General features: G+C 71.8%; 12 protein-coding genes. 8 read left to right on the top strand and 4 right to left on the bottom strand.

Features of this window, described 5'->3' with window-relative positions; translation table 11 throughout:
* Window positions 1-8: 8 nt before the first annotated feature.
* From ABH926_RS14640 to ABH926_RS14630, 3 genes are all read left to right on the top strand, one after another.
* Window positions 9-452 carry a universal stress protein gene (locus ABH926_RS14640; RefSeq protein ID WP_370366074.1) on the top strand — a complete coding sequence of 148 codons (444 nt, stop codon included), beginning with the start codon at window positions 9-11 and terminating at the stop codon, window positions 450-452.
* Complete coding sequence (locus ABH926_RS14635; protein WP_370366073.1) at window positions 449-724, top strand: hypothetical protein; 276 nt, start codon at window positions 449-451, stop codon at window positions 722-724. The genes ABH926_RS14640 and ABH926_RS14635 overlap by 4 nt, the downstream gene beginning before the upstream one ends.
* Window positions 725-932: 208 nt before the next feature.
* Entirely contained in the window at window positions 933-2,027 is a 1,095-nt protein-coding gene (locus ABH926_RS14630) for an ABC transporter ATP-binding protein (RefSeq protein ID WP_370366072.1), read from the top strand.
* Between the two features lie 94 nt (window positions 2,028-2,121).
* On the opposite strand, the gene ABH926_RS14625 is transcribed toward ABH926_RS14630, so the two are convergent.
* Window positions 2,122-2,511 (bottom strand): VOC family protein, encoded by a 390-nt coding sequence (locus ABH926_RS14625; RefSeq protein ID WP_370366071.1) that lies wholly within the window; start codon window positions 2,509-2,511, stop codon window positions 2,122-2,124.
* A 79-nt stretch (window positions 2,512-2,590) separates the two neighbouring features.
* Between ABH926_RS14625 and ABH926_RS14620 the strand changes: the two genes are divergently transcribed.
* Window positions 2,591-3,361, top strand: a complete 771-nt coding sequence (locus ABH926_RS14620) for a TetR/AcrR family transcriptional regulator (protein WP_370366070.1) — start codon at window positions 2,591-2,593, stop codon at window positions 3,359-3,361.
* A 358-nt stretch (window positions 3,362-3,719) separates the two neighbouring features.
* On the opposite strand, the gene ABH926_RS14615 is transcribed toward ABH926_RS14620, so the two are convergent.
* The gene (locus ABH926_RS14615; RefSeq protein WP_370366069.1) at window positions 3,720-4,715 is read right to left on the bottom strand and encodes an aldo/keto reductase; all 996 of its coding nucleotides are present in this window, start codon (window positions 4,713-4,715) and stop codon (window positions 3,720-3,722) included.
* Between the two features lie 439 nt (window positions 4,716-5,154).
* On the opposite strand from ABH926_RS14615, the gene ABH926_RS14610 reads away from it, so the two are divergent.
* The 3 genes from ABH926_RS14610 (at window position 5,155) to ABH926_RS14600 (ending at window position 7,850) form a co-directional block, all read left to right on the top strand.
* Entirely contained in the window at window positions 5,155-5,868 is a 714-nt protein-coding gene (locus ABH926_RS14610) for a hypothetical protein (protein ID WP_370366068.1), read from the top strand.
* 69 nt (window positions 5,869-5,937) lie between these two features.
* Complete coding sequence (locus ABH926_RS14605; protein WP_370366067.1) at window positions 5,938-6,498, top strand: hypothetical protein; 561 nt, start codon at window positions 5,938-5,940, stop codon at window positions 6,496-6,498.
* Window positions 6,489-7,850 (top strand): copper resistance CopC/CopD family protein, encoded by a 1,362-nt coding sequence (locus ABH926_RS14600; RefSeq protein WP_370366066.1) that lies wholly within the window; start codon window positions 6,489-6,491, stop codon window positions 7,848-7,850. The genes ABH926_RS14605 and ABH926_RS14600 overlap by 10 nt, the downstream gene beginning before the upstream one ends.
* Before the next feature lie 7 nt (window positions 7,851-7,857).
* On the opposite strand, the gene ABH926_RS14595 is transcribed toward ABH926_RS14600, so the two are convergent.
* Both ABH926_RS14595 and ABH926_RS14590 read right to left on the bottom strand, forming a co-directional pair.
* Window positions 7,858-8,850 carry a zinc-binding alcohol dehydrogenase family protein gene (locus tag ABH926_RS14595; protein WP_370366065.1) on the bottom strand — a complete coding sequence of 331 codons (993 nt, stop codon included), beginning with the start codon at window positions 8,848-8,850 and terminating at the stop codon, window positions 7,858-7,860.
* 31 nt (window positions 8,851-8,881) lie between these two features.
* Complete coding sequence (locus ABH926_RS14590; protein ID WP_370366064.1) at window positions 8,882-9,652, bottom strand: class I SAM-dependent methyltransferase; 771 nt, start codon at window positions 9,650-9,652, stop codon at window positions 8,882-8,884.
* Window positions 9,653-9,854: 202 nt separating this feature from the next.
* Between ABH926_RS14590 and ABH926_RS14585 the strand changes: the two genes are divergently transcribed.
* Entirely contained in the window at window positions 9,855-13,853 is a 3,999-nt protein-coding gene (locus ABH926_RS14585) for a Pls/PosA family non-ribosomal peptide synthetase (protein ID WP_370366062.1), read from the top strand.
* Window positions 13,854-13,868 lie beyond the last annotated feature (15 nt).

Here is a 13,868-nt window from a genome sequence, read left to right as displayed (position 1 = left end):
GTCGCACAATGTTCGAACTGGGCACGGACGGCCCCCTCGTGATCATGGCGGGCGTCGACGGCTCCGAGAGCTCCGTCCGCGCCGCCGCCTACGCCGCCGGCCTGGCCCGCCGCCAGGGCGCCAAGCTCGCCCTGGTCTACATCCAGCCCTACCCGGCCAGCGTCTCCCCCTCCGCAGCCTCGGAGATGATCGCCGCCAACCGCGCCACCGCCGAGGACCTCCGCCGCCAGATGGAGGAAGCCGTCGAGCGCCTCCCGGAGGGCACCGTGGCGCGCTGGGAGTTCTACACCGGCGAGGGCGACCCGTTCCACGGCCTGTGCGACTTCGCGACCAAGCTGCGGGCCGACGCGGTGGTGATCGGGGCTTCGCAGAAGACCGGGCACCGGATCGTCGGCTCGGTCGCGGTGCGGCTGGTGAAGGCGGGGAAGTGGCCGGTGACGGTGGTGCCGTGAGCGGGATCGAGCGAGTCGAGGCAGACCTGTTCACCGACGGCGGCAACAACGCAGTCGTGCGCCTACCGGGCCGGCGGTTTCCGGGCGTGCTCATCCAAGGCGACAGCCTCTCGGGCCTGCGCCGCGATGTCGTGGAGATCCGGGACGCGCTCCGGGCCGGCGATACAGCCGAGGCACTGGAGGCGGCGGAGTTCCTTGTCGAGGACCTGGATGGTCTCCTGCTGCGTTACACCGACGCTCTGGAACGCCACGGCCTGCGCAGACCCTTCTGACAAAGCCGAGTGCCGCCGTGCGGACGAGAGCGATTCACCGCCTCCCGTCAGCGGTTTCGCAATCTCCACACTTCCAGCACTTCCCAACACGAAATCCCGGAGTACCGTCACTATCCAACAGCGGCGGCACCTTCGACGGAGGCGGCGCGCTGGCCCTCGGATTCGGATCGTCCGGCACGTTCCTGCCGGTCAGAAGGGTAAGGTTGGGATGTCAGGTGTCGTCTATCAGGACGCGTCGTGTGTCTACCCCGGGGCGGATTCGCCCGCCGTCGACAAGCTGAACCTCGAGATCGCGGACGGGGAGTTCCTGGTCCTGGTCGGACCTTCGGGCTCCGGTAAGTCCACCGCGCTGCGCATGCTCGCCGGCCTGGAGGAAGTGTCCTCCGGCGGCATCTTCATCGGCGATCGGGATGTCACGCACCTTCCGCCGAAGGACCGGGACATCGCGATGGTGTTCCAGAACTACGCGCTCTATCCGCACATGACCGTTGCGGAGAACATGGGCTTCGCGCTGAAGATCGCCAAGGTCGACAAGGCGGCGATCGCCAAGCGGGTGGAAGACGCGGCGAGGCTGCTGGAGCTCACCGACTACCTGGGCCGCAAGCCCAAGGCGCTGTCCGGTGGCCAGCGGCAGCGGGTCGCGATGGGGCGCGCGATCGTGCGGGAGCCGAAGGTCTTCCTCATGGACGAGCCGCTGTCGAACCTGGACGCGAAACTGCGGGTGCAGACCCGCACCCAGATCGCCTCGCTGCAGCGGCGCCTGGGCATCACGACGGTGTACGTCACCCACGACCAGGTCGAGGCCATGACCATGGGCGACCGGGTCGCCGTCATCAAGGACGGCCTGCTCCAGCAGTGCGACACGCCGCGCGGCATGTACGAGAAGCCCGCGAACGTGTTCGTCGCCGGCTTCATCGGCTCGCCGGCGATGAACCTGGTGGAGGTGCCGATCGTCGAGGACGGGGTGAAGCTGGACGGCCTGGTGGTGCCGGTCTCGCGCGACGCCCTGGGCGTGGCCACTTCCGCCGGTGCCAGCACCCTGATCCTCGGGGTGCGGCCGGAGTCCTTCGACCTGGTCGGCGACGGCGAGGGGGCGATCGCGATGGAGGTCAACCTGGTCGAGGAGCTGGGCGCCGACGCTTTCGCGTACACCACCGCGCACGTGGGCGAGCACGACGTGGACATGATCCTGCGGGTCGACGCCCGCGCCGTCCCGATGAAGGGCGACACCCTCTACGCCAAGCCGCACGGCCACGAGACGCACCTGTTTTCGGCCAGCACCGGCGAACGGCTGGAGGTCTGATCCGCTGACGCGGAACGGGAAAGCCGGGCGGGCCCGACCGCCCGGCTTTCGCCCTGTGCGGGACTGTGGGGAACTGTGTGGGACTGTCGGGGCGCTACCCGGCGACGGCCGCGTTCCAGTCCACCAGCTGCACGATCACGCCGTTGGGATCGCGCACCTGGAACGCCCGCTCGCCCCACTCCTCGGAGGTCAGCGGCATCGTGACGGCCACGCCCTCGTCCTGCAGGCGGGCCAGTTCGCCCTCCAGGTCCTCGACGGTGAAGGCCAGGATGAGGCCGCCGGCGTGGTCGTCGCGCTGGTCGGCCGGCAGCGTCGGCAGGCCGCGCCGCAGGAAGACGACGTGCATCCCGGCGTCCTCCCTGGTCAGGGAGGCAAAGCCGTCGGCAGCCAGCACCTCTTGGAAGCCGAGGTGGTCGGTGAGGAAGGCACTGGAGGCCGGGACGTCGTCGACGGTGAGGGATACCGCGCTCGCGGTGATCTGCATGGGCTTCAACTCCTGCCGTTTAACTCTGTACGACGTACAGTGTACAACGTACAACTCACGATGCGGGAGGATTGTTCCCGTGCCGACGGAACGAACCAGTGCCGGTGATCCGGCCCAGACCCTGCGGCTGCTCTGGCACGCCGCCGAGGACCCGTCCGCGACCCCCGGACCGCGCCGCGGACCCCGGCGCGCGCTGAGCGCGGACGTGGTGGTCACGGTGGCGATAGCGCTCGCCGACGCCGAGGGCCTGGAGGCGGTGACGATACGGCGCGTGGCGCAGGAAATCGGCGTGGTGCCGATGTCGCTGTACACCTACGTGCCGGGCAAGGCCGAGCTGCTGGACCTGATGATGGACACCGCCTACGCCGCGATGCCGCGCCCGGACACCGCCGGCCGTCCGTGGCGCGAGCGGGTCGCGGCGGTCGCCGAGGAGAACCGCGCGCTGTTCGAGCGGCATCCGTGGGCCGCGGAGGTCTCGACCGCGCGGCCGCCGCTGGGCCCGGGCCTGATGGGCAAGTACGAGCACGAACTCGCGGCCTTCGACGACATGGGGCTCGACGACGTGGCCCGCGACGACTGCCTGACGCACCTGCTCGCCTTCGTCCAGGGCTGGGCCCGCAGCGCCGCGGACACGCGCGCCGCGCAGGCCGAGAGCGCGATGAGCGATCGGCAGTGGTGGCAGGCGAACGCTCCGTTGTTGGAGAAGGTGTTCGACGCCGAGAAGTACCCGACGGCCGTGCGGGTGGGCTCGGCCGCCGGGGAGGCGCATGGGTCCGCGTACGACGCGGACCACGCGTACGAGTTCGGGGTGGAGCGGGTGCTGGATTCGTTCGAGGCGCTGGTCGGTTAGAGGGGCTGGCGGGTTAGCGGCCCTGGTCGGTCAGAGGATCAGTTCCAGGTCAGCTCGTCGTGCAGCTCGATGCCGTAGTCCCCGATCAGGGGGATCGTCGGCTTAAGTCGGCGCGCCCCGTCCACCGCGCCGGGGGCGACACCGACGATGCGCAGGCCGCGCCGCTGGTAGAAGCGCAGCGCGTCCAGGTTGTCGTTGGTGGTGATCAGCCAGAGGCGACGCGCACCTTCGTCGTTCCCCAGGAATCGGCCAGCAACTGAGTGACAGCCTCACGATCGGCGGCGGTGGCGCGGCGGACGATGATCTCGTTCATGGCCGCACATGCTAAGCGCGCCGCCGCACCGCCGCCGCAGGATTTTCAGCCGGTCCCGGCCAGCAGCTCCAGGTCCTGCGGCGTCAGGCTAACCGCCCCGGCGGCGATGTTCGCCTCCAGGTGCGCCACATCTCCGGTGCCGGGGATCGCCAGGACATGCGGGCCCTGAGACAGGGTCCAGGCGATGCGGATCTGTTGCGGGCTCACACCGTGGGCTTCGGCCACCTTCGCCGCGCGGTCTTCCTCGGGCTGGGCCGACTGGTCGGGTGCGGGCTCGGCTGTTTCCGCGCGGGCGCCGGCGATGGCATAGAAGGGGACGAAAGCGATGCCGAGGTCGCCGCAGGCGTGCAGGAGGTCCAGGGAGGCGGTGTCGTCCAGGCCGAACTTGTTCTGGACGGACACCACCGGCGCGATGGCGCGTGCCTCGTGCAGTTGCGCGGTGGAGATCCCGGACACGCCGAGGTGGCGGATCAGGCCCGCCTCGCGCAGCTCGGCCAGGGCGCCGAAGTGGTCGGCGATCGAGGCCCAGCGCATGTTGCGCAGGTAGACCAGGTCCAGGTGGTCGCGGCCGAGTTCGCGCAGGTTCTGTTCCACGTCGCCGCGCAGGTCCTCGGGGCGCGCGGCGGTCTCCCAGCCGCCGGCGCGGTCGCGGCGCGGGCCGACCTTGGTGGCGACCAGGACTTCGTCGGGGCCGAACGGGGCCAGGGCGGCGTTGACGATCTCGTTGGCGGAGCGCAGCGTGGAGAAGTAGAAGGCCGCGGTGTCGATATGGTTCACGCCGAGTTCGACGGCTCGACGGACCACCGCGATGGAGGCGTCGCGATCGCGGGGCGCGCCGTGGTGGAAGGCACCGGTGCCGGTCAGGCGCATGGCGCCGAAGCCGAGGCGGTGGACGGTGCGGTCGGCGAGCTGCCAGGTGCCGGAGGCGGCGGCGTTCGGGGATTCGGCGGTTCGGTCTGCGGTTCGGTCTGCGGTTCGGTCTGCGGTTCGGTCTGCGGTTCGGGCTGCTGCGTGCGGCGGGGTGTGCGGTGCGGTAGTCACAGTGACATCTATCAGATCGCGGGAGCCGGACGCCAGCCACGGAAGCGATTCCGGCCTGGAGCGAAGATGATCATGGCGGTGTGATCCCCTTGTACGCCCCTTGGCGTGGCCCTTTTCCGCAGTCGCCTGACATGGGTCTAGACCTAATGGACTAGACCAAGGTGCCGGAAACCCTTGACGCGGTCTGCGCACAGCAGTAGACCTTCCATGACGAAGGGTTCTCCGCATCACAAAACCCGTATATGCGGATCTTCACCACCTCGCCTTTCCACGTGACGTGCGGGCGACGGCGTGCTCCCTCACTGCGCGGCGCCGTCGTGGGACGTGGGGCGGCTGTCAGCGCTCTGTCCCGCTTCCGGGGCACCGCGCCATGCCATGGCACCACCCCGGTTCCCGGCATGCCGGCCGGGACCGTCCTGATTGCAGAAGGGACTCCCGCATGCAACGCATCTCCACCAGACGGGGCCTGGCCGCGGGCCTGGCCACGGCCGCGGTCGCGGCCGGGATCGCCGCGCTGGGCACCGGCGGCAGCGCGGCCGCCGACAGCAGCACCACCTCGGCGGTCTCCGCCGGGCCGGCCACGTACAGCCAGGCGGTGCCGACCGGCCAGCCGTCGCAGTACAGCTCGCCGCTGGAGCGCTGCGCCACCGGCGTGGACCACCCGATCAGCGGGGCGAACCCGGTCCTGAGCGAGCCGCTGACCACGCAGTTCACCAGCAACGTCGGGCTGTCCGAGGCGGTCTCGTACAGCGGCGACCAGTGGTACGGGGACTGGACGTTCACGTTCACCAACACCTCGTCCGAGACGCTGGCCACCGACTGCGCGGTGTTGATCTGGCGCGCGCCGTCGAGCTCCGACGACCACTCGTACACCGCTTCGGTGGCGTACGGGCATCCGCAGCAGGACTACCTGGAGGTGCCGCGCGGCGACGGAACGTCGTTCTACATCGCGCGGCTGGGCTTCCACGACGTGCCGCTGGCGCAGCGGCAGGTCGGCCCCGGGCAGACGTTCACCTACACCTGGGGCGGGGCGCCGAGCACGGCGATCACGAACCAGCAGATCCGGGACTCGCTGCGGTTCACGGCGGACCTGGACCTGAGCGGGAACCAGAGCATGGTGCTGCACTACGGCACCAACCGGCTCACGAACTGAGTGCGCGGCGGGGTGGCGGCAGCGCTCAGGGCTGCCGCCCCGCTTTCCGCTGTAGAGAGGGAGGGACTGATGCGCGCTGCGCGCCTCGGGTTGCGCGGTCGGGCCGCCGGGTGGTGGGTGCTGCTGGCGGTGGCGATCGGGGTGGTCGCGGCCAATTCGGCGTTGGCGGACTGGTCGCGGGGGTCTGCTTCGCACGAGGGCTCTGCGGGGGCGGGGGCGGCAGGCGAGTCGGGGCCGTCAGGGCCGTCAGGGCCGTCAGGGCCTTCGATGGTGCGCGCGCGGTCGGTGGCCACCCAGGAGTTCGGGCTGTTGTCCGGCGGCGGGTGGGCGCAGGCATGGGGACTGTGGTCGGCGGCGGGACAGGCGGCGCTGAGCCAAGCCGATTTCGTGCTGCTGAACACGCAGTGCCGGCCGGCCTTGGGTGAGCCGTACGTCATCGGCACGGCGACGGATGTGAACGCGACGACCGTGCGGCTGATCTGGCATCAGGGTTCGACGGCCGGCAACAGCACAGTGGTCTACGAGGGCGGAGCGTGGCGGTTCCAGCCGGACGCGGAAACGCTGGCCGGGTACCGAGGCGGGGTCGCGGCACTGGTGGCGGAGCGGAAGGCGGCGGGGGAATGTCACTGAAGCAGTCGCTGGGACGGCGGATTCTCACGGTGTGCGCGGCGGCTTTCGCGGCACTGGTCGTGGTGGCGGGGCCGGCTTCGGCACACGCGGAGTTGGTGGGGTCGACGCCTTCGCAGGGTTCTGTTGTCGCGAGCGAACCGGCGCAGATGACGCTGCGGTTCTCGGAGGAGATCGTGCTGCGGCTCAGCGCGGTGAAGGTGATCGGCCCGGACGGCCGCCGCCTGGACGCCGGGAGCCTGGACGCCGGGAGCCCGCACGCCGGCCCGTCCGGCGCCGACAGTATGGCGGTGGACTTGGCAGCCGACGCGCGGCACGGCACGTTCGTGGTGGTGTGGCAGGTGACGGCGGCCGACGACGGGCACGCCAGTTCCGGCACGGTCATGTTCGCGGTCGGCGCGGCGAGCACGCCGGCGAGTGTCGCGGGGCTCGGGCACAACCGGCTGACGAGCGCGGTCTACGACGCCGGGCAGTGGCTCGGGTTCGCCGGGCTGGCGATGATCGGCGGAGTTGCGGGGCTGCATTCGTTTCGGCAGCGGAAGCAGGACGAAGATGCGGCTGGGGACCCGCCCACCACAAACCGTCCCGCTCCTGAAGCCTCGGCCCCCACATGGCCGGCAGCATTCGGCTGGTCCCTCCTGCTCATCGGAACCCTGATCCAGGTCCTCGCCTACGCACCGGCGGCGCGCGGTCTGCCGCTCACGCATCTGCTGGACCGGTCGCTCTGGTCCGTGACACTCGCGACCCGCGAGGGCCACGCGTTCATGGCACGCCTGGTCCTGCTGGCGGTGGCGGCGGTGGTCGGGGACGCGGTGCTGCGCCGTGCCACGGGGCCGGGGCTGCCGTTGGCGTTCACCGTCGCGGTGGCGGCGACGTGGGGGGCGACCGGGCATGCGGCCACCGGCGGCGGGGCACCGGTGGCGATGGTCGCGTTGACGCTGCATGTCGCCGCGATGGCGGTGTGGGTCGGCGGGTTGTTCGTGGTGGCGGTGTTGTTGGCCGGCCGGGGTGCGGCGGTGGGTACGGCTGTGGCCTCGGCGGTGCGGCGATTCTCGCGGCTGGCGCTGGCCTCGGTCGCGCTGTTGGTGGCCACCGGGCTGTATCAGGCGTGGCGGGAAGTGGGCAGTGTCAGTGGCCTGATGGACACCACCTATGGCCGCCTCCTCCTGGCGAAAGTCGCGGTTCTGCTGTGTGTGCTCGGTGTCGCCCGGGGCTCGCGCGGGATCGTCGCGACGTGGCGCGAGGCCGGCGGGAGCGAGGGTGCGCTGCGGCGGAACGTCACGGTGGAGTTGGCGGGCGCGTCGGTGCTGCTGCTCTTGGCCGTGCTGTTGGGTGGGAACGCGCCCGCGCGGTAGGCCGGGCTCACTGCATCCGCAGCACCGTCTTCCCCGACCGCTCCCCCGCCTCGAACGCCCGGTGCACCTCGGCCACCTGCGCGATCGGCACCAGGCTCGGCGCCTCGTACGGCAGCTCCCCCGATGCCAGTGCGGCGAGCGCCGTCTCCAGGTGCCCGCCGATCGTGGCCGGGGCGCGGCGCGCCACGTCCCCGATGTTGAAGCCGCCGACCGACTTCGTGGTCTTCCACAGCTGCCACAGGTCCTCGCTCCAGTCGCCGTGCAGGCCCTGGTCGCCGAACATCACCACGCGGCCGAACGGCGCCAGCACCTCCAGGCTGGCCTTGCGCACCGGCCCGCCGATGGGGTCCAGGACCAGGTCCACGCCGCGGCCCTCGGTGGCGGCGAGGACCTGGTCGGCGAAGCCGTCGCGGGGGAAGATCGCGTCGTAGCCGGGCGGCTGCTTCGCCGGGGAGCCGACGGTGCCGAAGACGTGGCGGGCGCCGGCGGCCCGCGCGATGCGTGCCGCCGCTCCGCCGACGCCGCCGGAGGCTGAGTGGATCAGAACACTGTCTCCCGCGCGCAGCCGTCCGACGTCGGAGACGAGCCCGTACGCGGTCGGGTAGACGCAGGGCACGCCGGCTGCCACCTCCAGCGGCAGCGCGCCGACCGGCCGGACGAAGTCGGCGGAGGTGAGGGCGTACTGCGCGTACCCGCCGAACGACGGCAGATACGCGGCGACCCGCTCCCCCACCCGCAGCCCGGCCACGCCGTCGCCGACCGCGGCGACCCGCCCGGACACCTCCAGCCCCGGCACGTCGTAGCCGCCGGGGCCGTCCGGCGCGCCGAACTCGCCGCGCCGGTGCTGCACCTCGGCGAAGTTGACGCCGGCGAAGGCGACCTCGATCAGGACACGGCGATCGGCCAGGACCGGAAGCGGCAGGTCGATCTTTTCGAAGACCTCGGGGCCGCCGTTGGAGCTGAAGGCGTAGGCGCTCATCGTCGCCGGCAAGGGGTTCATGACCATTCGGCAACGAGTCGCCGGCGGTTGGTCATTCCCGGGTGGCGATGACGTGCAAAAGCGCTGCGACGTGGCGGTACGGATCGGTGCGGCCGGCTCGTTCCTCGGCGCTGAACACCGCCTGCAGCATGGCCTCGTCGGGCAGTTCCGCGTCTGAGGCGACCGGGTCGGTGAAGACGCGGACCCCGTACCACTGCGACACCGCCAGCTCTCGCCGCTCCAGCTCCGCGGTGAGCTCCTCCAGACGGTCCGCACGCGCGTCCACGCCGATGCGGTTGTGATAGCCGGTGCCCTCGAAGGCGGCGTTCGCCGTCTCCCAATCGCCGAGCAGCCCGGGGCGCATCGCGAGCGCGTCGCCGTTGCGCACCAGCAAGGACACCAGCCCGCCGGGCGCCACCACGTGGGCGATCGCGTCCAGCAGCGGTGCCGGATCCGCGAAGTACATCAGCACGCCATGGCACAGCACCACGTCGAAGGCGTCCGGCCCGAACAGCTCCGCCAGCGCCACCGCGTCGCCGCGCACCAAGTGCACGCGCGCGCGGACGTCCTCGGGTTCGTCGGCCAGGACGCCGCGGAAGTGGTCGAGCAGCTGCTCCGACGAGTCCAGTCCAGTAACCGAATGACCACGCTGTGCCAACAACAGCGCCTGAGTCCCTTGTCCGCAACCGATATCCAGCACCCGGAGGGCCGGCTGATCCGGCACATGCGCGGCGACCTGGCGGGTCACCAGTTCCTGGCGCACCACCTGCCGGAGCGTTCCTAAACGCGCGCGCCACTGTTCGGACGGAAACTCCCCGCTCATGCCAACTCCCTCAACGTCCCCGGGCTCGTTATGGTCGCTGGAACCTATCGCATGCTCTCCGCTACTACTCTCTTTAGGAGTTCTTAACGCCGTTCTTACCAAGCGGACGGCCATAATGGGACGAGCATGGCCGGTCGCGTCGCCACCCGAGGGCTGCCGGGCCTGACGTCATCAACGGCTACGACGACTCGAGAAAAACTTCATGCAACCCACCCAGGACACGGTCACCACCATGCCCCTCGGGCACCTCCTGCCGGCTTCACCAGCCTTCGCGACCGATACAGCCCATGCGGTCTGGCCGGTGGCGGGAGCCGCGCCGGCGCGGACCCTGGTCGACGTCCTCGATGCGACGGCATCCCTTCACCCCGAAGCGCCGGCTCTGGAAGCGGCGGGCTCGGCGCTGACCTACCGCGCGCTGCGCGGCGCGGTCGCGGCGCTGGCCGACACACTGCGCGGGCGCGGCATCGGGCCCGGCGACAAGGTCGGCGTGCGCGTTCCGTCCGGGACCCTCGACCTGTATGTGGCGATCCTGGCCGTGCTGGTCGCCGGGGCCGCCTATGTGCCGGTCGACGTCGACGACCCGGACGAGCGCGCGGACATGATCTGGCAGGACGCCTCGGTGTGCGCGGTGCTCGGCGAGGGCCGCTCGATCCGTCCCGGGCCCGGGACGCCCGGGCGCCGGCCGGGGCCGCCGGCGCTGAGCGACGACGCGTGGGTGATCTTCACCTCGGGGACGACCGGGCGGCCCAAGGGCGTCGCGGTCTCGCACCGTTCGGCCGCCGCGTTCGTGGACGCCGAGGCGCGGCTGTTCCTGCGCGAGCGTCCGCTGGGTCCCGGCGACCGGGTGCTGGCCGGGCTGTCGGTCGCCTTCGACGCCTCGTGCGAGGAGATGTGGCTGGCCTGGCGGCACGGCGCGTGCCTGGTCCCGGCGCCGCGTTCGCTGGTGAAGGCCGGCACCGACCTGGGGCCGTGGCTCGTCGAGCGCGGCATCACCGTGGTCTCCACGGTGCCCACGCTGGTGGCGCTGTGGCCCGCCGAGGCCCTGGAGCGGGTCCGGCTGCTGATCGTCGGCGGCGAGTCGTGCCCGCCGGAGCTGGTCGAGCGGCTGGCGGTGCCGGGCCGGGAGTTCTGGAACACGTACGGCCCGACCGAGGCCACGGTCGTGGCCTGCGCCTCGCTGATGCGCGCCGGGTCGCCGGTGCGGATCGGGACGCCGCTGGACGGCTGGGAGCTGGCCGTGGTCGACGCCCAGGGCCGGCCGGTGCCGTGGGGCCAGACCGGCGAGCTGCTGATCAGCGGTGTCGGCACCGCACGCTACCTGGACCCGGCCAAGGACGCCGAGAAGTTCGCGCCGCACCCGGCCCTGGGCAGCCCGCGCGTCTACCGCACCGGCGACCTGGTTCGCGCCGAGCGCGAAGGGCTGATCTTCGTCGGCCGGGCCGACGAGCAGGTGAAGATCGGCGGCCGGCGGATCGAGCTCGGCGAGGTGGACGCGGCGCTGCAGGCGCTGCCCGGGGTGCGCGCGGCCGCCGCGGCGGTCAAGGACAGCCCGGCCGGCGGGCAGGTGCTTGTCGGCTACCTCGTCGTCGACGGCCCGGCGCCGCAGCCGGGCGCGATCCCGCACCAGCGCTCCGCTGACAGCGGTGCCCCAAGCACCTTCGACAAGAACGCGGCGCGCGAGCTGCTGCTCCAGCGCCTCCCTCCGGCACTGGTCCCGGTGCTGGCCCTGGTCGACGACCTCCCGACCCGCACCTCCGGCAAGGTCGACCGCAAGGCTCTGCCCTGGCCGCTGCCAGGCCAGGACGCCGGCGCGGCCGGATCGGCCGCGGGCCTGGGCGGCACCGCGGGCTGGATAGCCGAACAGTGGCAACGGCTACTGGGCGTCCCGGCCGAGGCCGACAGCGACTTCTTCGGCCTGGGCGGCAGCAGTCTCACCGCGGCGCGGCTGGTCGGCGAGATGCGCGACCGGTTCCCCGGGTTCACCGTCAAGGACCTGTATCAGCACCCGAAGCTGCCGGAGCTGGCGCGGTTCCTGGACGCCTCGGACCGAGCCGGCGGCCAGGGCGGCAAGCCGCGGGTGCGGCACCGCCGCGTGCACCTGACGCCCGCCACCGCCGGGCTCTACCAGGCTGTGGTGCTGGCGGTCCTGTTCGTCGTCACGGCCATACCGTGGGTGCTCGGGATCGCCGCGATGGACGACATCATCGGCCCGGTGAAGTGGGCCCCGCACACCTCCTGGTGGCTGATCGTCGGCGGCTGGCTGGCCCTGGGCAGCGCCCCGGCGCGGGTGGTGATCAGCGGTCTGGGCGCGCGGGTGTTCACGCACAACCTGCAGCCCGGCTCCTACCACCGCGGCGGCTGGACGCACCTGCGGCTGTGGACCGCCGAGCGGCTGGTCGGCGCGTTCAGCCTGGCCGGGGTCGCCGGCACCCCGATGGCGTCCCACTACGCGCGGATACTGGGGTGCCGGGTCGGGCGCGACGTCCAGTTGCACTCGCTGCCGCCGGTGACCGGCATGGCCGCGTACGGGGACGGCGCGGTCCTGGAGCCCGAGGTGGACTGCGCGGGCTGGTGGATCGAGGGCGACCTGCTGCACGTCGGCGGCATCCGGGTCGGTCCGCACGCCTCGGTCGGGACCCGGTCGATGCTGATGCCCGGCGCGGACATCGGCGCCGGCGCGGAGGTCACGTCCGGCAGCTGCGTGTCCGGCACCGTCCCGGAAGGCGAGCGCTGGCACGGCACCCCGGCGCGGCGCGACGAGAACGCGCCGACGTTCAAGTGGCCGCCGCCGCAGTACCGCCAGTCCCGGATCTGGACCCCGGCCTACATGATCACGCTGCCGATGATGCAGCTGCTGCCCTTGTTCGCGGCGGCGCCGGCCCTGGTGGCGCTCTACCTGTGGCGCGGAGCGCATCCCGAGCCCGGCGCGCTGGCCGATCTGATACTGCTGTCGTCGGTGCCGTTCACCATAGTCACCGTGGTCTGCTACATGCTGCTGACCGCCGTGGTGGTGCGGATACTGTCGCGCAAGATCGTGCCGGGGGTGTACTCCGCGCACGGCCGCGTCGCGTGGAACGTGTGGGTGGTGCACCGGCTGATGGAGACCTCGCGGGTCGCGCTGTTCCCGCTCTACGCCAGCCTGGCCACGCCGGTGTGGCTGCGGATGCTGGGCGCGCGGATCGGGCGGCGCGTGGAGGCCTCGACGGTGCTGGCGCTGCCCAGCCTGATGGCGGTCGACGACCACGCGTTCCTGGCCGACGACACGCTGATCGCGCCGTTCGAGATCCGCGGCGGCTGGCTGCGGCTGGGACCGGCGCATGTCGGGAAGCGGGCGTTCGTCGGCAACTCCGGCATGGTCGGGCCGTTCCGGCGGGTCGCCGACGAGTCGCTGATCGGCGTGCACTCCGACACCCCGCCGCGCACCTCCCCCGGCGACTCGTGGCTGGGCCGGCCGGCGTTCACCGTGCAGCGGCAGGTGGAGGGCGGGGAGAACACGGCGCGGACCTACGACCCGCCGTTCCGGCTGGTGGCGGCGCGCGCCTTCGTGGAGCTGTGCCGCTGGCTGCCGTTGTTCCTGACGGTCCTGCTGGCGGACCTGGCGGTGATAGGGGTGCAGGCCGCGTACGACAAGCTCGGACTCTACGGCGCGCTGCCGGCCGCGATGGGGCTGCTGCTGGCCACCGGCGTGGTCGCCTGCCTGCTGACGACGCTGGCCAAGTGGGTACTCGTCGGCCGGTTCCGGGTCGGGCAGAGGCCGCTGTGGAGCTCGTTCGTGTGGCGCAACGAGCTGTTCGACACGTTCATCGAGGAGCTGGGGATGCCCTGGCTCGGGGCGTCGCTGATCGGGACGCCGTTCATGAACATGTGGATGCGCAGCCTGGGGGCCCGGATCGGGAAGGGTGTGTGGTGCGAGAGCCACTGGCTGCCCGAGACGGACCTGGTGACGTTGGGCGACGGCGCGACCGTCAACCGCGGCGTGGTGTTGCAGACGCACCTGTTCCAGGACCGTCTGATGCGGATGGACACGGTACGGCTGGGACGCGGCGCGACCCTCGGACCGCACGCCATCGCGCTGCCGGGCACGCAGCTCGACGACGCGGCGGTCGCCGGACCGTACTCACTGGTGATGCGCGGCGACCGGCTGCGTGCCGGGACCCGGTGGCACGGGAACCCCGTGGCGCACTGGGATTCCGAGGACTAGGTCGAGGATTGGGAC

Origin of the sequence: Catenulispora sp. GP43, from assembly GCF_041260665.1 — a bacterium.
Lineage (GTDB): Bacteria > Actinomycetota > Actinomycetes > Streptomycetales > Catenulisporaceae > Catenulispora.
The sequence above is the reverse complement of the archived record's forward strand: the minus strand, read 5'-3'. Positions and strand labels throughout refer to the sequence as shown.

What these genes read in the sequence shown, in the direction of transcription:
- ABH926_RS14585 (WP_370366062.1), top strand. Translation starts at nt 9,855, where the DNA reads ATGCAACCCACCCAGGACACGGTCACCACCATGCCCCTCGGGCACCTC.
- ABH926_RS14630 (WP_370366072.1), top strand. Translation starts at nt 933, where the DNA reads ATGTCAGGTGTCGTCTATCAGGACGCGTCGTGTGTCTACCCCGGGGCG.
- ABH926_RS14625 (WP_370366071.1), bottom strand. Translation starts at nt 2,511, where the DNA reads ATGCAGATCACCGCGAGCGCGGTATCCCTCACCGTCGACGACGTCCCG.
- ABH926_RS14610 (WP_370366068.1), top strand. Translation starts at nt 5,155, where the DNA reads ATGCAACGCATCTCCACCAGACGGGGCCTGGCCGCGGGCCTGGCCACG.
- ABH926_RS14595 (WP_370366065.1), bottom strand. Translation starts at nt 8,850, where the DNA reads ATGAACCCCTTGCCGGCGACGATGAGCGCCTACGCCTTCAGCTCCAAC.
- ABH926_RS14600 (WP_370366066.1), top strand. Translation starts at nt 6,489, where the DNA reads ATGTCACTGAAGCAGTCGCTGGGACGGCGGATTCTCACGGTGTGCGCG.
- ABH926_RS14640 (WP_370366074.1), top strand. Translation starts at nt 9, where the DNA reads ATGTTCGAACTGGGCACGGACGGCCCCCTCGTGATCATGGCGGGCGTC.
- ABH926_RS14590 (WP_370366064.1), bottom strand. Translation starts at nt 9,652, where the DNA reads ATGAGCGGGGAGTTTCCGTCCGAACAGTGGCGCGCGCGTTTAGGAACG.
- ABH926_RS14605 (WP_370366067.1), top strand. Translation starts at nt 5,938, where the DNA reads ATGCGCGCTGCGCGCCTCGGGTTGCGCGGTCGGGCCGCCGGGTGGTGG.